The organism is Polyangium sorediatum (assembly GCF_029946465.1).
Taxonomy (GTDB): domain Bacteria; phylum Myxococcota_A; class Polyangia; order Polyangiales; family Polyangiaceae; genus Polyangium; species Polyangium fumosum.
This window is the reverse complement of the sequence record NZ_JARZHI010000001.1, coordinates 301,061-324,348: the sequence shown is the minus strand read 5'-3', so window position 1 is coordinate 324,348 and position 23,288 is coordinate 301,061. Positions and strand designations below refer to the sequence as shown.

The window sequence follows — 23,288 nt, the reverse complement described above, 5'->3', positions numbered from 1 at the left end:
ACGTGCGCACGATCAAACCCGCAGGATTGATCCCGTCCGTCCGGGTCCAGGCGATCGGATTGCCTGGGCGCGGCTGCCTGTCCGTGACCTTCATGCTGCAATTCGGCGGCGAGGGCGCGGGCCTGCTCGTCAACGATGGAAACCTCGTCACGACGTTCACCGACGAGGGCACGAGCGTCTTCGACCAGGGATTGCCGAAGGTGCGCGGCGAGGTGCTTTGCGAGGGTTTTGCCACGGGCCCCGAGCCCGCGATTGCGCGGCAGGTGCGGCTCGCCCTCGGCCGGATCGACAAGAAGCTCTACGTCGTCGGCGACCGGACCTGGGGCGCGACAGGCCCGTCCGAGCCCGTGCCGTACACGAGAATGCGGATCTCGTGGGAGAACGCGCTCGGCGGCGAGGGCGACCCGAGGAACTCCGTGGGCAAGGGCAAGAAGCCGATCACGGCGGCCGGCAAGAAGGTGCATCCCTTGCCGAACGTGGAATGGCCGAACCGGCTCGTCAAATCGCCGGGCGACGAGCCGCCCCCCGCGGGCTTCGGCCCGCTCGACCTGACGTGGGAGCCGCGCTCGAAGCGCGTCGGCAGTTATGGCCAGAAATGGCTGAAGACGCGGTATCCGGAGCTGCCCGAGGATTTCGATCCGCTCTTCTTCAACGTGGCGCCCGAGGACCAGTGGATGCCCGGGTATTTCCGCGGCGACGAGGCGTTCGTCGTGGAGAACATGCACCCCAACAAACCGAAGATCGAGGCGGCCCTCCCGGGCTTCTTGCCGCGGGCGTTCCTCGGGACGCGCAGCGCGCCTTCGCCCGTCGAGGTGCCGATGCACTGCGATACGGTGTGGATCTTCCCGCACGTCGAGCGCGTCGCGCTGATCTATCGTGGCATTTTCCAGGTCGCGACGGACGACGAGCTCGAAGTGAACGAGGTCATGGTGGGCCTCGAACGGTTGGGCGAGGCGAAGCCGCGGTCGCATTACGAGGAGGTGCGGCGGCGGCGGCTCGACAAGGAGCGCGGGCCGCTCCACGCGCTCAAGGACAGCGATCTCTTGCCCGAGGGCGTGGGCGTGCTCAAGCCGAGCGGGAGCGACGATACAAAGGTCCTGCTCGAACGCGAGGGCTCGCTCGAAGAGAACATGCGGCGGCGCGCGGAGCTCGAATTGCAGCGCGCCCACGAGCAGATCCGCGCCGCGGGCCTCGATCCGGGGCCGAGGTTGCCCGAAAAGCTGCCGCCGCGCGAGGAAATGCCCAAGGGCGACGTGCTCGCCTTCATGGAGTCCGTCGACGAGAAGGTCGAGGCTGCCAAGAAAGAGGGCGAGGCGCTCAAGAAGCAGGCGATGGAGCAGTTCCGGCAATCGTGCAAGGACGCGAAGCTCGATCCGGACGAGGTCCTCGAACGGCAGAAGCGGCGCTCGCTCGGGCCGCCCAAGTTCAGCGCGCAAAAGGAGCTCGAAACGCTGCGCGGGCTCGCGACCCTCAGCGAGGCGACGGGCGTGCCCATGCCGGAGGAAGTCTTTCAGAAGCTCCACGATCCTTCCATCGAGGAGAAGCTCGTCTTCGCCGAGCAGAAAGTGAAGGAAGCCTACCGGCAATCGGTGCACCGGACGGAGGCCATGCCGCCGCTCGACGAGGAGGACGGGCGGAAGGTCCGCGCCGAGGTGGAGCAAGCGCTGCGGAATGGCGAGAGCCTCGCGGGACGGGATTTTTCGGGCGTGGACCTCTCGGGCATCGATTTCCGAAAGGCCGATCTCTCGGAGTCGTTTTTCGAATCAGCGAACGTTGAAGGGTGCAGGTTCGACGAGGCGAATCTCCATCGCGCCGTCCTCGCGCATGCGCGGGCGAAGGGCGCGATCTTCTGCGGGGCGCGGCTCGAAGAGGCGAACCTCGGTTGCGCGGACCTCACGGAGGCCGATTTCTCGGAGAACACGAACGTCACGCGCGTCATCTTTTTTCGGGCGAACCTCACGCGGGCGAACCTCGAAAAGGCGACGCTCGACCGGACCGATTTCACGGAGGCGAAGCTCGAAGGGACGAAGCTCGCCGGCTGCAAGGCCGAGGAGCTCATGTTCTCGAAGGTCTCGCTCGCCGGGGCGGACCTCTCCGGCTCGGTGCTGGAGAAATGCAACTTCCTCGAAGTCGATTGCACGAAGACGAACTTCACGGTGGCGAAGCTCGATCAATCGGTGTTCCTCGACGTGGAGGGGGACGGGGCGGTCTTCCGGCGCGCGAGCCTCACGAACCTCCGGGTCGTGCGGGTCGAGAAGGGCACGCGGTTCACGAACGCCGATTTCCGTGACGCGGACATGACCCGAGCAAATCTACGGGGCGCGCGTCTCGCCGGGAGCACGTTCGTGGCCGCGACCCTGCATACGGCAGATTTCTCGGAGACGGACCTCACGGGCGCGAAGCTCATGGGCGTGCGGGCGCCCGAATCGCGCTTCGAGCGCGCGAACCTCACGAATGCGGATCTGCGCGGGGCCGATCTGCTCTCGGCGATGCTCGCGCGGGCCACGGTGGCGGGCGCGAATTTCGAGGAGGCGAACCTGTTCCGGGCCGACGGGGCGCGGATGGTGGGCGATACGAAGACGAGCTTCAAGGGCGCGAATCTGAAGTACTTCCGATATCTGCAAAGCCGAGGGGACGATGGACAAGGCAACGCTTGAGAACCTCGTCCGCAGCGGCGAGCTCTTCGACGGCGCGGACCTCGGCGGCAAGGACCTCGCGGGCGCGGACCTGCGCGGCGCGGTCTTCGCGAATACGTCGTTCCGCGGCGCGAACCTCGCGGGCGCGAACCTGCGCGAGGCGACGTTCACGCAATGCGATTTCGCGAACGCGGTGCTCGAAGGGGCGACGTGGAGGCACGCGACCGTGATGAACACGCGGTTCGTCATGGCAAAACTTGGCGGGGCCGAGTTCGTCAACGTGACGGCGAACGGGTGTGATTTCACGGCGGCCGAGCTCGGGTCGGCGTCGCTCTTGCTCGCGAATTTCTCGAAGAGCTGCTTCGACGAGGCGACGCTCGCGGGGGCGAACCTGGAGCGCGCGTCGCTGCTCGAATCGAGCTTCAAGGGCGCGAGCCTCGCGGGCGCGAATCTCAAGCGCACGGCCCTCTTCCGCGCGGACCTCGTGGGCGTGACGCTCTCCGGCGCGAAGCTCGAAATGACGGTGCTGACCGAGGCGAAGCTCGCCGGGCACTCGTTCGCGGGCGTGGATCTCCACCTGACGCAGCTCAATGACGCGAACCTCGAAGGGTGCAATTTCGAGAAGGCGAAGATCACGCAGGTCAATTTCAAGGGCGCGAACCTGAAGGGCGCGAAGCTCACGCGGGCGGACGCGAAGAATGCGATCTTTTTCGAGGCGCGGCTCGAAGGGGTCGACGCGCGCGGGGCGAACCTGAAAGAGGCGCTCTTTCCGAAGGTGATCGCGCCGGCCGTGCCTTTTGATGACGCGATCCTGGAGATGTCGATCTGGCACGAGGCAAAGGCCCCGGGCGCGAGCTTCAAGAATTGCGATCTCACGTATGCGGATTTTTCGCACGCGTCGATCGAGGGGGCGGATTTCTCGGGCGCGAAGATGTACAGGACGAGGCTCCACCGGGTGAAGGACGGGGGCGCGCGGTATCCGCTGGGACGGGCGGGCGCGCTCGGCGACGACGCCGACCTGGCAGAAGCGGAAGTTTGGCGAGACAAGCACCAGCGGATCTGGAAAGGAGACGGCGATGCATAACGCGGCGCGGAAGCTCGCGGCGAAGACCGTGTGGCAGGAGTTCGGCGAGGTCGTTTCAGCGGGTCCGGAAGGGTTTTCTGTGCGCACGGCGCTCGCCGAGGTGAAAGCGAAACGCGCCGCGAGTTGTCTCGTCGCGCCGGCCCCGGGGGACCGCGTCCTCGTGGCGACCGAGGAGGAGGGCGATTCGTTCGTGCTGGCAGTGCTGGAGCGGAAAGAATCGCAGAAGACGACGATCGCCGTGGAGGGGGATCTCGAACTGCGCACGCCGAGCGGGAAGGTGGAAATCGCGGCGCAGGAGGGCGTCGACGTGGTGGCCGCGGCGCCCGTGAACGTGACGGGCTCCGAGGTGACCGTGAAGGCGCTGCGGGCGCGTTTGTCGGCGGAGTGGATCGACGTGGTGGGCGCCGCGGTGAAGGCGGAGCTCGGCAAGGTGAAGATGCTGGCGTCGACGTTCGACGCGACGCTCGATCGATTCAGCCAGCGGGTGAAGCGCTCGTACCGGACGGTCGAGGAGATCGATCAGGTGCGCGCGCAGCACATCGACTGGGCAGCGCAGGGCAATGCGCACCTCCGGGGCGAAAACACGCTCGTGACGGCGACGGACCTCGTGAAGGTGAACGCCGATCAGGTGCATCTCGGCTGAAAAGGAGGGCTCGTCCAATGTTCGTCAATACGCAGATGATGGGCATGAACATGGGCTTCCCGGACGTGTGCCTCACGCCCGTGCCGCCCGCGCCGGCCCCGGTGCCGATTCCTTATCCGAACATGGGATTCGGGCCGATGGCCTGTCCGCCGGTGTGGAACGTGCTCACGATGTGCACACCGACGCACAACATGGCGACGCCGATCACGATGAGCGTGGGCGATAACCCAGGAATCGCGACGGGCGTGGCGTCGGGGATGGTGATGGGGCCGGTGCGTCACGTGACCGGGTCGTTCACCGTGCTCGTCGGCGGAATGCCCGTCACGAAGATGACGAGCATGTCGATCCAAAACAGCACGAATTGCCCCGGCATGCGGATCGTGCCGAGCCAGCCGACGGTGCTGAGCCTCGGGCCCTGAAAGACGCGGAGTGCTGCGCTCACGCGGGCGCGACGTGCATCCGATCCTTCGGGCTCACCTTCACGTTCACATATTTGCCAGGGATGAGGCGCAGGCCGTCGTACGGGCCCATGAGCCACCGAATGGAGACGTCGTACGGCGGCTGGCCGGGCAGGTGCACGCGCAGGCCGACCTTGCAGACGACCTGCTGGCGATCGACGACTTCGCCCGTGTGATCGACGCGGAGGACCTCGGCCTGCGCGTCGAGGCCGTTCTTGGCGAGCCAGCGGGCGCCGAGCTCGCGGACGAGGAAACGCGCGCCGACGACCGTGAGGATGAGGCCCATGGGCAGGACGATGGGCTCGATCGTGAGGCCCCGCGGCGTGCCGTTCCAGAAGAAGAGGAGCTGCGCGAGGCCGGCGAGGAGGAGGAGCACGCCGAGGCCCGTGAAAACAGCGCCGAGGACGAGCTGCGTCGTCCTGCCAGGATTCGGCGGAGTGGGAAGGTCCACGGGCGAGACTGTATCAGGACCATGGCCGGCGCCGCTAGCCACGTGTATAGTCGGCGAGCGATGAAGGAGCAGAACCGCTTCCGGATCGAGCGCATGGCGGCGCGTTATGCGACGCGGCAGAAAGAAAAGTCCGAGGCGGACGGAGCCCGATTCCTTCGCGAATTCGACGAGGCGCGCGAGCGCGTGATCCGGCCGGCGATGCTGGATGTGCAAAGGGAGCTCGAGCGCGCCGGGCATTCACCGTGGATCGCCGTCGACGAGGCCGCCGAAAAGCCGAGCATGGAGTTATGCCTCGGTCTCTCGGGCGTGCCGAAGACGCGCGGGACGAATCTCGTGGGCTTCTGCGTGATCCACTGGCGCGACTTCCCGGAGGTGCTCGCGTACCTCGTGGTCGCGCCGCCGCCGATGGATCTGCTGCGTTTCGCGGCGCCGAAGGAGATCACGCACGAGTACGTGGAGCAGATGCTCGTCGACGCGGTCGAGCACATCTTCGCGTGCCGCTCGATTTAGCATTTGGCTTGGCCGCACAATCGAGCCGGCGCATGATGCGCTCGTGCTGAAACGAAACGCGACCGTCGCCGTCGTCGCCCCCGCAGGCATCCCGCAGCTCGCCGGCGTCGCAGCCGGCGCGTCGCTCGTGAAGAGCTGGGGCTACGAGGTCCTTCTCGCTCCGAATCTGGAAAAACAACACCATTTCACCGCGGGCACGGCCGAGGTGCGGACGCAGGATCTCTTGTGGGCGCTGACGGCCGAGGGAATCGACGCGGTGTGGCTCGCGCGAGGCGGCTACGGGTGCGTGCATTGCCTGCCGAGCCTGCCCGAGGGGCTCGACGGGCGGCCGGTGATCGGCTGCTCGGACGCGACAGCGCTTTTTGCGGCGCTCGTGAAGTCGCGCGGGGGGCACCTCGTGCACGGGCCGATGCTGGAGACGATCGCGACGAAGGTGGACGACGCGACACGCGAGCGAATCCGGGCCATGCTGGAAGGCAATGAGGTCGCGCCCATTGCGGCGCAGCATTTCGCGGGGCCGAAGGAAGAGGTGCGCGGGCGGGTCGTCGGGGGAAACCTGTGCGTGCTCGCGAGCCTCGCCGGGACGCCGTGGGCGCTCGGCGCGCGGGGGGCGATCGTGGTGCTGGAAGAGGTGACGGAGGTGCCCTACCGGATCGATCGGCTGATCATGCAGCTCCGCCTGAGCGGGGCGCTCGACGGGGCGGTGGGGATCGCGCTCGGCGATTTCGTGAAATGCGACCCGCCGGAGGGCGCGCGTTACGAGCTCACGGACGTGCTGCGCGAGGCGCTGGAGCCGCTGGGGCTGCCCGTATGGTCCCGGCTGACGCTCGGCCATGACAAACGCAATCTGGCGTTTTGCGTCGGCGCGGAAGGGACGCTCGGGCCGGGCGGGCTGTCGCAAGCGCGACCGGTCTGAACCCCGGGCCGACTGTGAGATCCGAAGCCACAAAAGCAAAAGGGCCGACCCATTCGAGTCGGCCCCTTGCTTTCCGGTTTTCGGACTTGGTTGCGCGGGCAGGATTTGAACCTACGACCTTCGGGTTATGAGCCCGACGAGCTACCAGGCTGCTCCACCGCGCGTCATTGTGTTTCCTCTACAAAACAACTGAGCGTGGAGGACAGCGACTACGGCTGTCCCCACGCTCCGCTGGTTGCGCGGGTAGGATTTGAACCTACGACCTTCGGGTTATGAGCCCGACGAGCTACCAGGCTGCTCCACCGCGCGTCATGTTCGCCAAACGAAGCGGCGACGACGGGTCGGAACCTACTCCTGTCCGTGCAGGAGTCAAGCCCCTCGTGACCGTTCGATCACGCTTCGCGCGGGAAGGCCGTTTTTCCGGGGTCCCCGTCAGGCATTGAGCAGCCACGCCGGCACGAGCGGGCTCGGCTTGGCCGTCGAGACCACCCAGAGCTGATGCGCCGCGCGCGTCGCCCCGATGTGCAGGAGGTGTCGCGACTCGTCATCCGCCGGGTACGTCGAGTGGTTCACGTCGACGAGCACGACATAGTCGTACTCGAGGCCTTTCACCTGCCGGATCTCGGTGACGTCGACACCCGGCCGAAAGAGGAAGTCGAACGCGCGCACACGGCGAAGGCTCGGGATCTCGGCCATCTTGAGCGCCTCGTAGTACGCGTCCGCCTGCTCGGGGTGGCGCGCGAGGATCGCCAGCGTGGCGCGCGGCTCGCGCGTGAAGAGCGGGCGAATCGAGTCCGCGAGGAACGCGACGGCCGCGCCTTGGCTCGGGAAATGGTGGTGCTCGACAGGCGCACCCGTGCGCGGCGCGAGGGGCGGCGTGGGATCGGCGAGCGGGCCGAGGATGTCACGCGCGACCGCGAGGACCTCACGCGTCGAGCGATACGCGATGCGCAGAGGCTCGATGTTGACCGAGTCGAGGCCGAGGTCTTCGAGGACGCGGCTCCAGTCGCGGAAGCCCGAGTCCATGAAGAGGCGCTGCGCGGTGTCACCCGCGAGCGTCACCGACTTCTGCTTGGAGACGACGCCGAGCAGGACCGCGAGATCCAAGGGCGCGAGGTCCTGCGCCTCGTCGACGAAGAGGTGCTCGAAGACGTAGGGCTGTTTGCCCTTCTTGAGGTCGCCCTTGATGACCTGGTAGGCGCGCAAGAGGAGCGCGTCGTCCTCGGGATCGAGCAGCGCGCGCTCGTCCTCTTCGATGGGCCTGTCGTCGGCGCCGAGGCGCTCTTCCTCGGGCTCGTCGGCGATGGGCTCGTCGGCGAGCGCAGCCTTGCGCTCGGCGCGATCGCCGGGGTCGCGATCGAGGACCGCGGGGCAACGCTCGGCGCACCAGCGCCACGCCTGGCGGACCTTGTCGAGGCCGAACTCGGGATCGTTCGCCGCGATGAACGCCTTCTCGATGCTCTCCTTGTCGGTGAGAAGATCGGCCCAGAACCAGAGGATGCCGCGCGAGTCCTTGCGGGTCGTGAGGTCCTGCCCGTACGCAGCGGCGCGCTCTTCGAGCAGGCGCAGGAGCGCCGGGTGCGTCTTGTACCGCGTGACCGCGCTCGGCGTGTTCTCCTCGACCGGCACTTCGAGCCACGGGAAGGCGCGCGTGCGCGCAGCGCGCGCCCACTCGGCGAAGGTCTCGACCTGGACCTCGCCGATGCCGAGCGCAGGCAAGACCTCGCTGATGTACGCCCGGAGCGCAGGGCTGCCGACGATGACAAGCATCTTGTCGGCCGAGAAGCGGGAGCGGTTGTTGAAGGCGAGGAAGGCCATGCGGTGGACGCCGATGGTCGTCTTGCCGCTGCCCGCGCCGCCCTGGATGACCACGATGCCCGCGTCGGGCCGCGAGATCAGCTCGAACTGGCGCGGGTCGAGGAGCGCGGCGATCTCGGGCAGGTGCCGATCCTCCTTCGCCGCGAAGCTCGCGCCCGTGCCGAGCGCGCCGCGCATGTCCTCGGGGCGAACGGCCTTGCCCTGGCCCCCCGCGAGCACGACGGCGCGGCTATCGAGGCGGCGATACCCGCCCTCGACACGCACGAAGACGCCTTGCGGTGAGGCGATGCGATAGAGCTCGCCGTCCTCGATGGTGACGGTGCGCCGGGCGAGGACCTTGCCCTCGACCTCGCGGTCGCCGAAGGTCTCCTCGTACTCCGCGCCTTCCTCGTAGCGGTAATAAAGCTGGCTCACGGGCGCGTGGCGCCAATCGACGATCCGCACGCCGGCCTTGGCGTCGACGTGCGTCGTGCGGCCGATGAGGACGTCGCGGTCCTGCTTGTCGCGCTCGCGGAGGCGAAGGTGGCCGAAGTAGGGCGAGCGCGGGTCGACGGGCTCGGTGACGACCTCGGCGCGGCGCGCGGCGACGCCCGCGATGCGCTCCATCTGCTGCACGAGCGCAGGGACATCTTCGAGGCGGCTCGCCGCGATCTGATCACGCAGCGAGATCATCTGCGACTCGTAGTCCTCCGTGGGCGGCGGGCGCGAGGGCTTCACCGTCGCGAGGTGGTCGCGCACGCGATCGAGGAGCGCTTGCTCTTCGCGAACGATCGCGAGCTCGTCCGCGCCGTCCGGCTGCGGGCTGCTGTGGGAGTTGCCCGAGCTCGGCTCGGGGCGAAGCGGCTGCGCGGTCGTCTGCTTGGCGGTCACGGTGGATTACGTAGCGCGCGGAGCGGGGTTGGGAGGGAGTTTGCCCCTCGATTTCCATTTCCATCCGTCGCGGCCCGGAGGACCGGTGGACGGACGGCAGACCTCGCGGATGTCGCGGAAAACGTCCCTCGGCCGCGAGGCGACCGCGCGTTTTGACCCATCCTTTCGGGCCGCGCAAGAGTTTGTCGGGGGGAGAGCGCGTCGCTCGGGTGGACCGGTTCGGCCGTCCGGGCGGGCAGCGGAAGGAGCGGCGCGCGTCAGGTGCGCGCTTCGGCGTGCGCCTGGCTCGGCTCGGAGACCGAGGCCATCGTGGCCCGGCGCGCGTTCTCTTTCGTGCGGACGTCGCGCACCTCGACGTGGATGCCGCGGAGCGCCGCAGAGAGCTGGAAGTCCTCGATCACCTCGATGATGTCCTGATCGATGAACTCGGCGCGGGTGCCGTCGATGATGACGGACGAGCCGTCGGGGATGCGCTTGAGCACGCCGATGAACGTCGCCTTGTTCAGGAAAGAGACGTCCTTCTTGAACGTGATCACGCGCTTCTTGCCCTCCTTCGCGACGGTGAAGGCCGCGCGCATGTGGCTGCGCAGCACGAAGCCGACGCCGACGACGATGCCCGCGAGGATGCCGCGCAGGAGGTCCGTGAGGAGGATGGCGGAGATGGTGAAGACGAACGGGATGAGCTGATCCCAGCCGAGCTTGTACATCTTCTTGAAGAGCTCGGGCTTGGCCAGCTTGTAGCCGGTCATGAGCAGGATCGACGCGAGGCACGCGAGCGGGATCATGTTCAGGAACCGGCCAATGAAGAGGACGGCGAGCAGCAAGAAGAGCCCGTGGAAGGCCGTCGCCGCCCGCGTCCGTCCGCCGGCGTTGATGTTGGCGCTGGAGCGGACGATCACGCTCGTCACGGGCAAACCGCCGAGCAGGCCGCTCGCCGCGTTGCCGATGCCCTGCGCGATGAGTTCACGGTCGAGCGGGGTGTTGCGTTTCCAGGGATCGAGCTTGTCGACGGCCTCGATGCTGAGCAGCGTTTCGAGGCTCGCGACGATGCCGATCGTCAACGCGACGACGTAGACCTGCGGGTTCGTGAACGCGGCGAAGGTGGGCGTGCGGAGCTGGCCGAGCGCGCCGCTCACGCCGTCATAGGCGGGCAACGTGACGAGGTGCGTCTGTTCGAGCGCGATGGGCAAGCCAGCCTTGCGGAACAGGATGTTGAGCCCGGTGCCGACGAGGACGACGACGAGCGCGCCCGGGAGCCACGAGAGCTTGCGCAGCCGCTCGGTCTTCTCCCACAAGACGAGGATGCCCATCGAGACCGCGCTGATCACGAGCGCGCCACGCTCGAGACGGCCGAAGGCGTGGAGGATCATCGTGAACGTGTTCTCCTCCGCGGAGACCACGAACTGCTCGGAGCCCTCCTGATCGAGGTCGTACCCGACGGCGTGCGGGAACTGCTTGAGGATCAGGATCAGGCCGATCGCAGCGAGCATCCCTTTGATGACGGACGAGGGGATGAGGTAGACGGCCGTGCCGAGGCGCGCGACGCCGAGGACGATCTGCAAGACCCCGCCGAGGACCACGGCGACGAGGAAGTTCTCGAAGGTGCCGAGCTTGTCGATACCGGCGAGGACGATCGCCGTGAGGCCCGCGGCCGGCCCGCACACGCTGAGCGACGAGCGGCTCATGAGCGGGATCAAGAGCCCGCCGATCACGCCCGCCGTGAGACCCGCGAAGAGCGGGGCGTTCGAGGCGAGCGCGACGCCGAGGCACAACGGCAGCGCTACGAGGAACACGACGAGGCCCGCGGGCAAGTCGTATTTGAGGTTCGCGAGCGGGCTGAGGTTTGGCCGGGTCATCCCGGCGCCGCTCGTCTTCGCGTTGGCCATCGCTTGCTCTGCTCCGTATCCGGCTTGGTTTTCCCCGCCGCCGAAGGGCCGACAGGGGAGTAGCGTACGCGGCAAACCCCGGCAAACGCCGAAGTCCCACGCGCTCAAATTGATCCGAATTCGAAGGATCGCACAGAACGCGGGCAGGCGCGAATCGCGGGCGGTTCCGTGTTCCAAAGTACGCGGGATGCCCGGGGTCCACGGCGGTCTTGAGACCGGGGCGCACTGGGCTTATGGGTTTTCATGCATGGAACGCTCCTTTCCGGATGACGCGCTTCCCCTCCACCACTTGATCCTGCGCTCGTTCCGGCAACGGGAGGCGCTCTTCCTCCTCGTGCTCGCGACGTACCGGGTGGAGCTCACGGGCGTGCTCAGTCGCGCCGCAAAGACGGGCTTCGAGTTCGGAGACGCGAACACGGTGATCGAGCTGGCCGACCAGATCGCGTCGGCCGCGCGCGCCGCGGATCTCTCGACGATCCGCAAGGATGCGCAGTCGCTCCGCGTGTTCGCGTCGGCTGCCCAAGACGGCGGTGAGCAGGAGGAGGGCAAGGTGCTCCTCGCAGGGCTCCGGCTGATCGATCGGATCCTCGACGAGGCCAAAGAGCGAGCGAAGGCGGCCGAGCCGTCCACGCCGCTGGTCCTGAACTAGCCGAGCACGAGGGCTCGCCGTGTCACCCCGGTGCGCACGCGTCCCCGAAGCCTCCTGGCGCGGTCCGTGCTGCACCGCGCGGCGCGGACGTCCGAGCCGGCGCTGGGCGCTGAGGGGCGGCACCTCCGCGCGCACCCCATGACGACCTGCGCCGTCCCCATGCCCTACGCCCGCTCCGCACGCAGCCCGCAAAGGCACGCCGTCGCGAGCGCACCGATGCGTGTTTCGTTCGCCGGAGGCGGCAGCGACCTGCCGCCCTTCGTGGAGGGTCTGCCGGGGCGCGTCGTGGGCAGCGCGATCGGCCTGCGGGTGCGCGCGCTCGTGGAGCCGTTTGACCGAGGTTGGGTGCGGCTCGAAGTGCCCGTGGCGGAGGAGACGACGACACGACGCAGCCACGAGCCGCCGTCGAGTGAGCTCGCGTTTCGCCTGCTGGAAGCGGCGCTCGCGCGGACGGGCGTGACGGACGGCGTGAAGCTCCGGATCGACACCGATGTCGCGCCCGGCGCAGGGCTCGGCGGGAGCGCGTCGACGGCGGTGGCCGCGCTGTCGGCGTTGCGGTGGAGCGTGGGGGAAGTGACGGCCGTGGAGGAGCTCGCGCGCGAGGCGACGACGATGGAGCGAGAAGGGCTCTCGATCGTGTGCGGCGCGCAGGACGCGACCTTCGCGGCATGCGGAGGGATGCTCGATCTGACGTTCGGCGAGGCGGGGTGCACGCGGATCGAGCGGGTCACGCCGGAGGAGGCGCTCGCGGCGGAGCTCGAAGCGGGGCTTTTGCTCGTCGACACGCGCGTGCGTCGCGTCTCGGGCGAGGTGCTGGAGCAGGTCGACGCGGCGGCGGCGCTCGCGAACGTGGCGGATCTCGTGGAGTCCGCGACGCAGGTGGCCGCGGCGCTGCGCGAGGGATCCCTCGGACGAGCGCTCGCGGGGATGCGCCGGAGCGCGATGGCCAAGGTGCGGCGCGCGCCCTCGGCGAGCGCGCTGGCGACGGAGCTCGGCCATCGGCTCGCAGGGCTCGGCGTGGAGGTGATCCGCGCGTGCGGCGCAGGCGGAGGCGGGCACGTGCTCGTGTGGGCGCCCGAGGCGCGTCACGGGGAGATTCTGCGCGCGCTGGGCCCTGCGACCGTGCGAAAGCCCGCGCTCTCGGCGCCCGGCGTGCGGATCGAGCCGGCCTAGGGGATCAGGACGACGCGGCCGAAGACGGCGCGCGCTTCGAGCAGGGCGTGCGCCTCGGCGGCGTACCGGAGCGGGAGCTTTCGATCGATCACGGCGCGGAGCGCGCCCGAGGCTGCGAGGTCGAGCACGCGTTCGAGGTCCTGCCGCGTGCAGGAGGCCGACCCAGCGATCGTATGACTCCAAAGGATCAAGGCGCCGAGCTTGATGGAGACCTTGGCCTGGTCGATGTTGCCGACGACGACCAAGCGGCCTCCGCGGCGGAGCGACTTCAAGGCGGAGCCGAACGTGGCGCTGCCGGTCAGCTCGAGCGCGACGTCGACGGGGCCGCCGAGGCGTGTCTTGACGTCGTCCTCGAACCTGCCGTCGGGGCTCACGAGGACCTCGTGCGCGCCAAGCTCGGCCAGGGCGGCGGCCTTGGCGGGGCTGCCGGTCACGGCGACGACGCGGGCGCCGAGGTGGCGCGCGACCTGGATCGCCGCGGTGCCCACGCCGCCGCTCGCGCCCGTGATGACGACGGTCTCGCCCGCGACGAGGCGCGCGCGTGAGGCGAGAGCCTGGTAGGCGACACCCGCGGTGCACATGAGGGTCGAGGCGTCCTCGAACGGCACGGGCGCAGGGATTTTGACGAGGGCGCGGTGGTGCGCGACGACGAGCTCGGCGTACGCGCCGTCGACGGTGTGGCCGAAGCTCTGATGGGCGCGCTCGCAGAGCAACTCCTCACCGCCCACGCAACGCGGGCATTCGCCGCAGGCGGGCCGGTGCAGGTTGGCCACACGATCTCCCGGGGCAAACCCGGCGCGCGCCGCTTCGTCGCCCACGGCCTCGATCTCGCCGGCGAACTCGTGGCCGAGGATGGTCGGCAGCTTCATGAGCGGGAAGCCGCCGCGACGATCGATGAGATCACGGCCGCACACGGCCGAGGCGCGGACGCGGACGAGGACCTCGTCGGCCGCGGGGACGGGGTTCGGGGTGTTCGGGGACAGGACGAGTTTGTCCGGTCCGCCGACCTCGCGAAGAACGACGGCGCGCATGGTCAGGTCGACGTCTTCAGCTTGCGACGCCGCTCCGCCCGCCCGAGCGCGAGGTCGATGAGGCGCGCGACGAGCTCACGCGGCGGGATGCCGCTCGCCTCCCACAGCTTCGGGTACATCGAGATCGAGGTGAAGCCGGGCAGCGTGTTGATCTCGTTCACGTAGACTTCGCCGCTCTTCGACATGAAGAGGTCGATCCGCGCGAGCCCGGAGGCTTCGAGGACCCGGAAGGTGCGCAGCGCGAGGAGCTGCACGGCGCGCGTCTCGGCGTCGGTGAGGTCGGCCGGGACGCGCGTGGTGACGCCGCGCTCGTCGATGTACTTGGCGGCGTACGAGTAAAACCCGTCCGGGTGATCGACCACGATCTCGCCCGGGATGCTCACGATGGGCTCCTCGTCGCCGAGGACGGCGCACTCGATCTCGCGCGCGCCTTCGACGCCTTGCTCCACGACGATCTTGGTGTCGTACTCGAACGCGAGGCTGATCGCGTCGGCGAGCGCTTCATACGTCTTCACCTTCGTCACGCCGACCGACGAGCCGAGGTTCGCGGGTTTGACGAAGAGCGGGAGCGCGAGCCTTTCGCAGCGCGCGAGGACTTCGCTCGGCTCACGCTCCCACGCGAGGCGGCGCACGGTCTCGTAGGGGACGAGAGGCAGCTCGTCCTGCGCGAGCAGGCGCTTCATCACGTCCTTGTCCATGCCCACGGCCGAGCCGAGCACGCCGGAGCCGACGTACGGCACGCCCGCGAGCTCGAGCAAGCCCTGCACGGAGCCATCCTCGCCCATGGGGCCGTGCAGCACGGGGAAGACCACGTCGATCGCCTGCGCCGCGCCGCCGACCGTGAGCGCGGCGTCGCCGGTCGGGCTCGGGTGCGCGAGGAGCGCGACGTCCGGGGCCGACTGGTTGAGGCGCGCGAGGCGCGGATCGCGCGAGGCGCCGAGGAGGAGCGCTTCTTCCTGCAAGAGCCATCGGCCCGTCTTGTCGATGCCGATGAGGACGGGCTCGAAGCGATCCCGGTCGAGGGCCTCGACGACGTTGCGGGCCGAAAGGAGGGAGATCTCGTGCTCGGCAGAGCGACCGCCGAAGAGCACGGCGACACGGAGCTTGCGCGGGGCGCTCATGAAGGCCGCACCCTAGCAGGGTGCCCGGGCCCGGTGAAACATCCGGCCGAGGAGCCCCGATCCACGCAGGATCCAGCGGGCGATCCGCGGTCGAGCTCGCTAGTCCCGGGACTCGTCGGCGAGGACGAACGCCTTGCGGATCGCGTCGACCGCGACGCGCTTGAGGACGTAGCCATCCGCGAGCTCCACGTCCACCGTGGCCACGCGGCCCTTCTGCAGGCCGACACGCGTGACGTGGATGCGCGCGCCTTTGCTGAGCGCGGCGTCGCGCAGGTTCACGTCTTCCGTGGCGACGAAGTACATCCCCACGCCGATCTCGCGCGGCTCGCCGGCCGAAGGCGCGTCGTTCGTGTCTGCGCGGGCGACACTTGACGTGGCCACGAGGCCCGCCGACGCGGCAGCGAGGGTCAGGAGGGAAGACAGAAACCGCGCACGCATGGCCACCATCTTACAGGATTCCCACGATCGAGACTCGACTTTCCACCGGGCAGCCGCGGCCTTCACGGGTCTTTGGGACGCCAACCATCGAGCGCCTTCTCCACGAAGAGCAGCCGGTCCTGACCCCAAAACAAGAGGTCGCCGACGAGGAAACTCGGCGCCCCGCAGACGCCGATCCGCTCGGCCTGCTCTGTAACGTCCTTGAGGCCCTGTTTCATCCGCTCGTCCGTCGTCGCTGCGACGAGGGCCGCGCCGTCGAGCCCCACGGAGGCCGCGATGTCGGCGAGGACCTCGTCCGCGGAGATGTCGCGATCCTCGACCCAATATGCGCGGTACACGGCGTTCACGAAGGCGGCGACGTGATCCTCCGGCGTCGCGAGCACCATCCGCAGGGGCTTGACCGTATTCATGGGGAACCGCGAGGCGAACCGGAACGGCACGCCCCAGTGATCCGCCCAGCGATGAAGGTCGGCCGTCACGAGCCTTCGCTTCGGCGCGGGCATCGCGAAGAGCGGGACGTTGGGTGTACCGATCGCCTTGAAGAGCGCGCCGAGCAGGAAGGGCCGATACACGAGCGAGGCGCCCTTCCGCGCCGTGAGGGCCTCGATCTGCGTGGAGGCGAGGTACGCGAAGGGGCTCGAAAAATCGAAAAAGAACTCGACGCGCTTCATGGGGGCTCGGGGCGCGAGGCGCGTGGCCTCAGGGATACGAGCTTCGACCGAGCTTCACGCGGGGCTCAACCGAAAATTGTTCCGTCCGCGATCCGGGCCCAAAGCCGCGCGAGGGCGCCGTGTCGGAAGGAGCGAACGGAGGCACGACGATGCGAAAGATGATGATCCTGACCCTTGCGACCCTCGGCGCGACCCTCTTTACGAGCGCGGCGTACGCGGAGCCCAAGAAGGAAAAGTCCCAGGACTACGGCTACACGTTCACGGACGATGCGTTGCTCGGCAACGACATCGGCAACCAGTACGGCCTGATCAAGGTCCGGCAGACGGGGATGCGCGACAAGCTGATCCGCCCGCGCGTGCAGTTCGTGAACGAGCTGCTGAAGTCCGTCGAAGCGCTCTGAGCCGCGACCTTCCGGACGACGCCCCACCCCCGCCCCTCTCCCCCGACATCCCCTCGCATCGTCACGCAAGCGCCTCCGCGCGGGCCCATCTACGCCCGCCCGCGCAGAGGCCCATCGCTCACGTCGTCATCGAGGGCGGCGCAGAGTCGCGTGACGTGGTGCGCGGGGACAAACTCGCCACCGTCGCAGCAAGCTCGGCCGCGTCCACAGGCTTCGGGACGTGCATCTGGAAGCCCGCTGCGAGCACACGAACGCGGTCCTCGGCGCTCGCGTACGCCGTGAGCGCGACCGCGGGGAGCGCGCCCCAGCGCGCAGGCTTGAGCGCGCGGATCTGCCGGATGAGCGCATAACCGTCCTCGCCGGGCATGCCGATGTCGGAGACGAGGACGTCGGGGCGGAACTCGTCGAGCGCGGACAACGCCGCGGCCGCAGAGGGCACACACCGCACGACGGCGCCGCACTGCTGGAGCATCGCGGCGAGCATCTCGCGGCTGTCCTGCTCGTCGTCGACGAGCAAGAGGCGTAGCCCTTCGAGCGACGGGAGCTCTTCGAGGCCGGCCGGCTGCGGCGTCAAGCGGTCGAGGCTCGCGAGCAGATCCGGGTTCGGGCTGAGCGGGAGCAGGACCGAGAAGATCGCGCCCTTGCCCTCGCCCGCGCTGTCGGCGCGCACCGCGCCGCCGTGCAGCTCGACGAGGTGCCGGACGATCGCGAGTCCAAGGCCGAGGCCGCCATGCTTGCGCGTCGTGGTGCTGTCGCCCTGACGGAAACGATCAAAGACGTACGGGAGGAACTCCGGCCGGATCCCCTCGCCCGTGTCGCGGACCGTGATGCGCGCATGCTGGCCCGCTCGACCAAGCGAAAGCTCGACACGGCCGCCGTGCGGAGTGAACTTGATCGCGTTCGTCAGGAGGTTCCAGACGATCTGCTGCACGCGGCTGGGGTCACCTTCCACGAGGCAAGCGCCGCGCTCCAGGCTGCTTTCGAGGCGGACAGACTTCGCCGTCGCCGCGGGACGAACGGCCTCGATCGCGGCGTTGATCGGGCCGACGAGGTCGAGCGTACGCAGCTCCAGGCGTAGCTTGCCCATGACGATGCGCGAGGCGTCGAGCAGGTCCTCGACGAGGCGAGCTTGCAGCATGGCGTTGCGCTCGATCGTCGCGAGCGCGCGCTCCTGGGAGGTGCCGTTCAAGGACGCGGTGCGGAGCATGCGCGTCCAGCCGAGGACCGCATTGAGCGGCGTGCGCAGCTCGTGCGAGACGGTGCCGAGGAACTCGTCACGCAAGCGCGTGGCTTCCTGCGCGTTCTGGTAGAGGCGCGCGTTCTCCAGGGCCATCGCGGCGCGATGCGCGAGCTCCTCGGCGAACGGAAGATCCTTCGTCGAGTACCGCTCCCCGACGCGGAAGAGCGAGAGCGTGGCAGACGCCGTGTCGCCCACGGTCAACGGGACGACGATGGCCGAGCGCGCCCGGAGCTTCGCGAACCGCGCGGCCTGCTCGGACGAACCCACGATGCGTTCGAGGGACACGAGGCCGAGGTCCGTGTACATCTCCGAGGTGCGGCCGCCAAGCACACGCGCGACAGGGCCTTCGCGCCAGCCATCAGGCGCATCACCGCCGCGGAGATCCTGGACGTCGCGCTCCAGGGCCGGATCCTCGTGGGCGACGGCGACGGTGACCGTGGTGCCATCCTCGGAGGCGATGTCGAGCATCGCGTACGTCGCCATCGTGGGCACCACGAGCCGCACGATCTTTTCGAGCGTGGCTTCGTAGTCGAGCGACGCGGAGAGCAGCGCGCTCGCCTCGGCGAGGAACGACGAGCGCCGGGCCGCGTCCTCGGCCTCCGCACGCGCGATCTGCTCGCGGATGAGGCGCGTCCTCTCCTCCTCGGCGCGCTTGCGCTCGCTGATGTCGCGACAAACGCCGACGAGGAACCGCGCGCGGCCCTCCTTGTCGAAGACGGGCTTGGCCGTGGTCTCGATCGGGACCGTCGTTCCATCCTTTCGAACACAAATGAGCTCGCCGAGGAACGCGCCCTGATCGCGGACGCCGCGCAGGATGTGCGGGCCGAGGCGCTCGACCGTGTCGGGGTGCGCGAGGATCGTGACCGGGCGGCCGATGGCTTCGGTCTCGGTGAAGCCGAAGATCTGCGTGGCCTTGCCCATCCAGCGCAGGATCGTGCCGCCGAGGTCGGTAACGAGGATCGCCTCGGGCATCTGCTTCAAGATCTCGTGCGAGAGGTGGACCGCCTCCTCGGCAGCGCCGGCGGAGAGCGAGGCGCGATCGAGCGCGTCGGCGCAATGCTGGGCGAGCGAGAGGACGAGCCAGCGCTCGTCGTCGTCGAAGGAGCGCGGCTCCTGGAACGAGAGCGCGAGGCTGCCGACGACCTGGCCGTCGACGAAGAGCGGCACCGCGGCCCACGCGTGGCTGCCCTGCACGAGATCGCCGAGCGGGAGGCCAGGGTAACGTGCCGCGAGATCGGCGCGCGATCGGAGCCAGATCGGCTGCTTGATGCGCACGGCCTCGGCGACGGGCGCCTCCGTGGCCATGGAGATGCGCGGGCTGTGCGCAGGGATCACCTCGGGAAAACCCGCCGCATGAACGATCTCGAGCTCGGCGCCGCAAGGCGAGAGGCGCGCGATCACGCACGCGCGAGCCCCGAGCACACGCGCTCCGTCCTCCACCACGCGCCGCGCGACCTCGTTCGGTGAGACTGCGCGCGAGAGCGCCGCCGTGACCTCGGAGAGGCGCTTCATCTGCGAGAGCCCTCGCTCGGCCGCCTCGAAGGCCCGCTCGCGCGAAGAGCGCGCGAGCGCCGTGTCGATGGCCGAGGCGCCGATGCGAACGAGCGCCTCGATCAGGCTGCGCTCCTCACGCGGCATCACCTCGCGGAACGGCCCCACGCCGACCGAAAGGACACCGTGCGTGCGGTTCGCGACGCGCAAAGGGTAGACGACCTCGCGCAGAGCACGCGTCGCTTGCGACCGCGCAGGCGTCGCCGCGCCCTGGGGGGCGAGCTTCGTGACGCGCATCGATCCACGCCGCGTCTGCGGCTCGCCGGCTTCGAGGGCCGCGCGCGCGGCGCGTTCGTGGGCCTCGGCGTCGCCATCCGGGCTGCACACGTCCCAGAGCCGCTGTTCGTCGCGGATGTCCACGTGCGCCACGGCGACGCGGCGCAGCTCGCCGCGCTCGAGGAGATCGAGCGTGCAGTAATCCGCGAGGTTTGGCACCGCGAGCCATACGACCCGCGTGAGCACCTCTTCGAGCGTCGACGCGCGCAGAAGCTCGTCGGCCGCTCGCTCCACGAACGCGGCGCGGCGCCTCGTCCGAGCGTCGTTGATGTGCGTCACCCCGGTCTGCGCAAGATCCCGGACGCGCTCCGTCTTCGATGCATCCCCCGCCATCGTGCCCCGATCGCTCAGCCTAGCGATCGGTGTGCACGCTCGCCACTGTGCGGGGCCCTTGCTCTCTTGTCAGGAGGAGCCTTCTCCGTCCACGTCGAGCGCGCGGCGCGCTGCGTAGACGAGCGATTGAACCTCGGCGCGCACTCGCTCGCGAAGGACGCCAACGTCGCCGCCGACATCGACGATCGGCTCCCCCACGACGATCGCCGCGCGTGTCCTCGGCGCACCGCTCACGCGGACCATGTGATCGGCGAAGCTCTCGGAGCCGAACGACGCCGCCGCGCCTTCGTAGGCGAGGCCCACCGGGACGATCTCCGCCTCCGTGCGTTGCGCGGCGAGGAAGGCGCCGGGCTTGAACGGTCGCACTTCGTCGCCCTCGTACGTCGTGCCCTCGGGGTACACGAGCACGGCGCGGCCTCGCTCGATCGAGGCGGTCATGGCGTTGATCGCGGCCGCGCCGCTCTGCTTGTTCGTGCGATCGACGAAGAGCGTACCCACGCGCCGCGCGGCCACGCCGATGACGGGCCAGCCCGAGAGGTCGGCGCGGCTCAGGATCGTGGCCTCGATGTACGCCAGGCAGATCGGGATGTCCAAACCGGAGCGGTGGTTCATCACGAACACACGCCCGCGCTCCCCGGCGCCACGACCCGGGTAGACGTCGCCGCGCTCCACGTGAGGACCCCGCGCGATCATTTGGACCCCATACAATTTGAGCAGGGCCTCGCCGTACCGACGGATCCACGCGTGGAGGACAGCTTCACGCTCGGACGCGGGCGAGATCGCCGTGTCGAGCTCGAGCATCCCGTACATGCTGAACGTGAGGCCCACGAACGCCGCCGTGCGCCCGACGAATCGCCCCTTCTCCACGAGGGACTGATCGCTCATGCCCCGCTCCCTTCGCCGAGGAGACGCACGAGCACCGCGTTCACCGTCGCCGGATCTGCGCTGCCCTTCGTCTGCTTCATGATCTGTCCGACGAAAAATCCGAGGAGCGCCGTCTTGCCGGCGCGGTACGCGGCGACCTGCTTCGGGTTCGCCTCCATCACGCCGCGCGCGATGGACTCGATCGCCGACGCATCACCGAGCACGGCCATGCCTCGCTCCCGTACGACGTCCGCAGGCGCGTGGTCCGTGCCCGCGACCGCCGCATACAGCTCCTTCGCCTGCTTGCCGCTGATCGTGCCGGCGTCGACGAGCCGCAGGATCTCCGCCACCTGCGCGGGCGTCACCGGGAAGCTCGCCGAGAGGCCCGTCGTCGTCACGTCGCGCAGGACCTCGCTCTGCACGAAGTTCGCGAGCTTCACCGCGTCCGGATAAAGCGCGCGCGCCTCGTCGAAGAAACGCGCGATCGCGGGATGCCCGCCGAGCACGCCCGTCGCGTACGCCGTGAGCCCGAGCTCGAGGGCCCATCGCGCGCGCTTCGCGACGGGCAGCTCCGGCAGCGCGCTGCGGATCGACTCGATGTACGCCTCCGCAAGCACGAGCGGAGGCAGGTCTGGCTCGGGGAAGTAGCGGTAGTCGGACTCGCTCTCCTTGTCGCGCAGGAGGTAACTCTCGCGCTTCTCCGCGCTGTAGCCGCGTGTCTGCTGCCGGACCCGCTCGCCACGCTCGACGAGGTTGATCTGCCGGCGGATCTCCACGTCGATCGCGTCGGCCACGAACTTGAACGAGTTGATGTTCTTGAGCTCGACGCGCGTGCCGAGCCGCGTCTCGCCCACCTTGCGGATCGACACGTTCGCGTCGCACCGGAAGCTGCCCTGTTCGAGGTTGCCGTCGTTCACGCCCGTGAACATCAAGACCTCGCGGAGCCGCCGGAGATACTCGGCCGCCTCGGCGCCCGCGCGCAGATCGGGCTCGCTCACGATCTCGATGAGCGGCGTGCCCGCGCGGTTCAGGTCGACGACGGACTCGTCGCCGACGCCGTGCAGGTTCTTGCCCGCGTCCTCCTCCATGTGGACCCGATGGATCCCCACGCGGCGCGGCGTGCCCTCCACCTCGACGTCGAGCACGCCCGAGAGCGCGAGCGGCAGGTCGTACTGGCTGATCTGGTAGCCCTTCGGCAGGTCCGGATAAAAGTAGTTCTTCCGGGCAAACACGCTCCGCGTCTGCAACGAGCAACCGAGGGCGAGCGAGGCGCGCACGGCGAGCGCCACGGCCTCCGCGTTGAGCACAGGCAGCGCGCCGGGCAAGCCGAGGCAGACGGGGCAGGTGTGCGTGTTCGGCGGGTCGCCGAAGCTCGTGGCACAGCCGCAGAACGCCTTCGTCCGCGTGAGCAACTGCGCGTGCACCTCGAGCCCGATCACCGGCTCGTACTCACCGTAGGCGCTCATCGGGCGGATTATGGCAAGCCGAAACGCGAACGCCCCTGTTTTCCCGCAGGAAGCAAAAACCCCCTCTCCTCGCGGGCCACGCGAAGAAGAGGGGGCTTCTGTCCGTCAGCGAATCGGATCAGTGATCCATCTGCTCGCGCGACAGACCGGGATGCGTCGGATCGCCCGGCTCGTGGCGCGGGTTCGCCGACTTGCGCGAACCGTCCCGGCCGGTGAACTCCATGAGCAGGTCCTTCCTGTAGATGAACTGCTCACGCGAGTCGTACGGCGTCGCGTGGATGCCCGTGTCCATGCGGATCGCGTCGCAGGGACAAGCCTCGACGCAGAACCCGCAGAAGATGCAGCGCAGCTCGTCGATGACAAACGTCTTCGGGAACCGCTCGTAACCGCGCCGCTTGTCGCCCTCGGTGTACTCGCCCGCCTCGATGTGGATGCACTGCGCGGGGCAAGCGGTGGAGCAGCACAGGCACGCCACGCAGCGCGGCGAGCCGTCGTCACGGAGCGTGAGGCGATGCAGACCGCGGAAGCGCTCCGGGTAGGGGCGCTTCTCCTCGGGGTAGCAGATCGTCGTGACGCCCTCGTTGAGGGCCTCGAGCACCGGGTCGGGCTTCTGGCCGAGCATCATCTCCTTCGTGTTCTTGAAGAAGTGACGCATCGTGATCGCCATGCCCCGGAAGAGCTCGGGCAGGTAGGACTGGACCTCGGCCGTGCGGCGCGGCCGCGGGATAGCCTTGCCCTGCACGGGCGCGCCGGCAGGCTTGGTCCACGGGTTCGACGGAGTGCGCTTCGCCATCGTTCGATC

General features: G+C 68.9%; 20 protein-coding genes and 2 tRNA genes. 9 read left to right on the top strand and 13 right to left on the bottom strand.

Annotated elements, in window-relative coordinates:
* The first annotated feature begins 2 nt into the window (after positions 1-2).
* From QHF89_RS01345 to QHF89_RS01330, 4 genes are read left to right on the top strand one after another with little or no spacing between them, the layout of a single operon-like run.
* Entirely contained in the window at positions 3-2,657 is a 2,655-nt protein-coding gene (locus tag QHF89_RS01345; protein WP_136965260.1) for a DUF2169 family type VI secretion system accessory protein, read from the top strand.
* Complete coding sequence (locus QHF89_RS01340) at positions 2,638-3,720, top strand: pentapeptide repeat-containing protein (protein WP_136965259.1); 1,083 nt, start codon at positions 2,638-2,640, stop codon at positions 3,718-3,720. The genes QHF89_RS01345 and QHF89_RS01340 overlap by 20 nt, the downstream gene beginning before the upstream one ends.
* Complete coding sequence (locus QHF89_RS01335; RefSeq protein WP_136965258.1) at positions 3,713-4,363, top strand: DUF3540 domain-containing protein; 651 nt, start codon at positions 3,713-3,715, stop codon at positions 4,361-4,363. The genes QHF89_RS01340 and QHF89_RS01335 overlap by 8 nt, the downstream gene beginning before the upstream one ends.
* A gap of 17 nt (positions 4,364-4,380) precedes the next feature.
* Positions 4,381-4,782: a DUF4150 domain-containing protein gene (locus tag QHF89_RS01330; RefSeq protein WP_136930398.1), complete on the top strand. Its 402-nt coding sequence runs from the start codon at positions 4,381-4,383 to the stop codon at positions 4,780-4,782.
* A gap of 19 nt (positions 4,783-4,801) precedes the next feature.
* On the opposite strand, the gene QHF89_RS01325 is transcribed toward QHF89_RS01330, so the two are convergent.
* The gene (locus QHF89_RS01325) at positions 4,802-5,272 is read right to left on the bottom strand and encodes a hypothetical protein (RefSeq protein WP_136930399.1); all 471 of its coding nucleotides are present in this window, start codon (positions 5,270-5,272) and stop codon (positions 4,802-4,804) included.
* 60 nt (positions 5,273-5,332) lie between these two features.
* Here QHF89_RS01325 and QHF89_RS01320 point away from each other — a divergent pair, with 60 nt between their 5' ends.
* Together QHF89_RS01320 and QHF89_RS01315 are read left to right on the top strand one after the other, a co-directional pair.
* Complete coding sequence (locus QHF89_RS01320) at positions 5,333-5,782, top strand: hypothetical protein (protein WP_136965257.1); 450 nt, start codon at positions 5,333-5,335, stop codon at positions 5,780-5,782.
* A 43-nt stretch (positions 5,783-5,825) separates the two neighbouring features.
* Complete coding sequence (locus QHF89_RS01315; protein ID WP_136965256.1) at positions 5,826-6,698, top strand: S66 peptidase family protein; 873 nt, start codon at positions 5,826-5,828, stop codon at positions 6,696-6,698.
* 87 nt (positions 6,699-6,785) lie between these two features.
* Here the strand turns inward: QHF89_RS01315 and QHF89_RS01310 are convergent.
* The 4 genes from QHF89_RS01310 to QHF89_RS01295 all read right to left on the bottom strand — a co-directional run bounded on the left by QHF89_RS01310 (position 6,786) and on the right by QHF89_RS01295 (position 11,272).
* A tRNA-Met gene (locus QHF89_RS01310) sits at positions 6,786-6,862 on the bottom strand.
* Between the two features lie 68 nt (positions 6,863-6,930).
* Positions 6,931-7,007, bottom strand: a tRNA-Met gene (locus QHF89_RS01305).
* Between the two features lie 123 nt (positions 7,008-7,130).
* Positions 7,131-9,386, bottom strand: coding sequence for an ATP-binding domain-containing protein (locus QHF89_RS01300; protein WP_136965255.1), 2,256 nt, complete (start codon positions 9,384-9,386; stop codon positions 7,131-7,133).
* A 257-nt stretch (positions 9,387-9,643) separates the two neighbouring features.
* On the bottom strand, positions 9,644-11,272 hold the full coding sequence (locus QHF89_RS01295) for a SulP family inorganic anion transporter (protein ID WP_284719889.1): 1,629 nt from the start codon (positions 11,270-11,272) through the stop codon (positions 9,644-9,646).
* 247 nt (positions 11,273-11,519) lie between these two features.
* Between QHF89_RS01295 and QHF89_RS01290 the strand changes: the two genes are divergently transcribed.
* Positions 11,520-11,921, top strand: coding sequence for a hypothetical protein (locus QHF89_RS01290; protein ID WP_136930404.1), 402 nt, complete (start codon positions 11,520-11,522; stop codon positions 11,919-11,921).
* A gap of 216 nt (positions 11,922-12,137) precedes the next feature.
* Complete coding sequence (locus tag QHF89_RS01285) at positions 12,138-13,094, top strand: GHMP family kinase ATP-binding protein (RefSeq protein WP_232379643.1); 957 nt, start codon at positions 12,138-12,140, stop codon at positions 13,092-13,094.
* Here QHF89_RS01285 and QHF89_RS01280 read toward each other — a convergent pair.
* From QHF89_RS01280 to QHF89_RS01265, 4 genes are all read right to left on the bottom strand, one after another.
* Entirely contained in the window at positions 13,091-14,125 is a 1,035-nt protein-coding gene (locus QHF89_RS01280) for a zinc-binding dehydrogenase (RefSeq protein WP_136965254.1), read from the bottom strand. The genes QHF89_RS01285 and QHF89_RS01280 overlap by 4 nt on opposite strands.
* Positions 14,126-14,127: 2 nt before the next feature.
* On the bottom strand, positions 14,128-15,246 hold the full coding sequence (locus QHF89_RS01275; RefSeq protein ID WP_136965253.1) for a D-alanine--D-alanine ligase family protein: 1,119 nt from the start codon (positions 15,244-15,246) through the stop codon (positions 14,128-14,130).
* A 99-nt stretch (positions 15,247-15,345) separates the two neighbouring features.
* Positions 15,346-15,684 carry a hypothetical protein gene (locus QHF89_RS01270; RefSeq protein ID WP_136965252.1) on the bottom strand — a complete coding sequence of 113 codons (339 nt, stop codon included), beginning with the start codon at positions 15,682-15,684 and terminating at the stop codon, positions 15,346-15,348.
* A gap of 62 nt (positions 15,685-15,746) precedes the next feature.
* The gene (locus QHF89_RS01265; RefSeq protein WP_136965251.1) at positions 15,747-16,355 is read right to left on the bottom strand and encodes a 2-hydroxychromene-2-carboxylate isomerase; all 609 of its coding nucleotides are present in this window, start codon (positions 16,353-16,355) and stop codon (positions 15,747-15,749) included.
* Positions 16,356-16,504: 149 nt separating this feature from the next.
* On the opposite strand from QHF89_RS01265, the gene QHF89_RS01260 reads away from it, so the two are divergent.
* The gene (locus QHF89_RS01260) at positions 16,505-16,756 is read left to right on the top strand and encodes a hypothetical protein (RefSeq protein WP_136930410.1); all 252 of its coding nucleotides are present in this window, start codon (positions 16,505-16,507) and stop codon (positions 16,754-16,756) included.
* Between the two features lie 118 nt (positions 16,757-16,874).
* Here QHF89_RS01260 and QHF89_RS01255 read toward each other — a convergent pair whose 3' ends face one another.
* From QHF89_RS01255 to QHF89_RS01240, 4 genes are all read right to left on the bottom strand, one after another.
* Entirely contained in the window at positions 16,875-20,156 is a 3,282-nt protein-coding gene (locus QHF89_RS01255; RefSeq protein ID WP_136965250.1) for a GAF domain-containing protein, read from the bottom strand.
* Between the two features lie 69 nt (positions 20,157-20,225).
* Entirely contained in the window at positions 20,226-21,041 is an 816-nt protein-coding gene (locus tag QHF89_RS01250) for a lysophospholipid acyltransferase family protein (RefSeq protein WP_136930412.1), read from the bottom strand.
* Complete coding sequence (gatB, locus tag QHF89_RS01245; protein ID WP_136965249.1) at positions 21,038-22,486, bottom strand: Asp-tRNA(Asn)/Glu-tRNA(Gln) amidotransferase subunit GatB; 1,449 nt, start codon at positions 22,484-22,486, stop codon at positions 21,038-21,040. The genes QHF89_RS01250 and gatB overlap by 4 nt, the downstream gene beginning before the upstream one ends.
* A 118-nt stretch (positions 22,487-22,604) precedes the next feature.
* On the bottom strand, positions 22,605-23,279 hold the full coding sequence (locus QHF89_RS01240) for a NuoI/complex I 23 kDa subunit family protein (protein ID WP_136965248.1): 675 nt from the start codon (positions 23,277-23,279) through the stop codon (positions 22,605-22,607).
* Positions 23,280-23,288 lie beyond the last annotated feature (9 nt).

Coding starts and splice junctions, on each gene's coding strand:
- QHF89_RS01260 (WP_136930410.1), top strand. CDS start 16,505: ATGCGAAAGATGATGATCCTGACCCTTGCGACCCTCGGCGCGACCCTC.
- QHF89_RS01340 (WP_136965259.1), top strand. CDS start 2,638: ATGGACAAGGCAACGCTTGAGAACCTCGTCCGCAGCGGCGAGCTCTTC.
- QHF89_RS01320 (WP_136965257.1), top strand. CDS start 5,333: ATGAAGGAGCAGAACCGCTTCCGGATCGAGCGCATGGCGGCGCGTTAT.
- QHF89_RS01270 (WP_136965252.1), bottom strand. CDS start 15,684: ATGCGTGCGCGGTTTCTGTCTTCCCTCCTGACCCTCGCTGCCGCGTCG.
- QHF89_RS01285 (WP_232379643.1), top strand. CDS start 12,138: ATGCGTGTTTCGTTCGCCGGAGGCGGCAGCGACCTGCCGCCCTTCGTG.
- QHF89_RS01295 (WP_284719889.1), bottom strand. CDS start 11,272: ATGGCCAACGCGAAGACGAGCGGCGCCGGGATGACCCGGCCAAACCTC.
- QHF89_RS01265 (WP_136965251.1), bottom strand. CDS start 16,355: ATGAAGCGCGTCGAGTTCTTTTTCGATTTTTCGAGCCCCTTCGCGTAC.
- QHF89_RS01335 (WP_136965258.1), top strand. CDS start 3,713: ATGCATAACGCGGCGCGGAAGCTCGCGGCGAAGACCGTGTGGCAGGAG.
- gatB (WP_136965249.1), bottom strand. CDS start 22,486: ATGAGCGCCTACGGTGAGTACGAGCCGGTGATCGGGCTCGAGGTGCAC.
- QHF89_RS01250 (WP_136930412.1), bottom strand. CDS start 21,041: ATGAGCGATCAGTCCCTCGTGGAGAAGGGGCGATTCGTCGGGCGCACG.
- QHF89_RS01255 (WP_136965250.1), bottom strand. CDS start 20,156: ATGGCGGGGGATGCATCGAAGACGGAGCGCGTCCGGGATCTTGCGCAG.
- QHF89_RS01240 (WP_136965248.1), bottom strand. CDS start 23,279: ATGGCGAAGCGCACTCCGTCGAACCCGTGGACCAAGCCTGCCGGCGCG.
- QHF89_RS01330 (WP_136930398.1), top strand. CDS start 4,381: ATGTTCGTCAATACGCAGATGATGGGCATGAACATGGGCTTCCCGGAC.
- QHF89_RS01275 (WP_136965253.1), bottom strand. CDS start 15,246: ATGAGCGCCCCGCGCAAGCTCCGTGTCGCCGTGCTCTTCGGCGGTCGC.
- QHF89_RS01290 (WP_136930404.1), top strand. CDS start 11,520: ATGGAACGCTCCTTTCCGGATGACGCGCTTCCCCTCCACCACTTGATC.
- QHF89_RS01280 (WP_136965254.1), bottom strand. CDS start 14,125: ATGCGCGCCGTCGTTCTTCGCGAGGTCGGCGGACCGGACAAACTCGTC.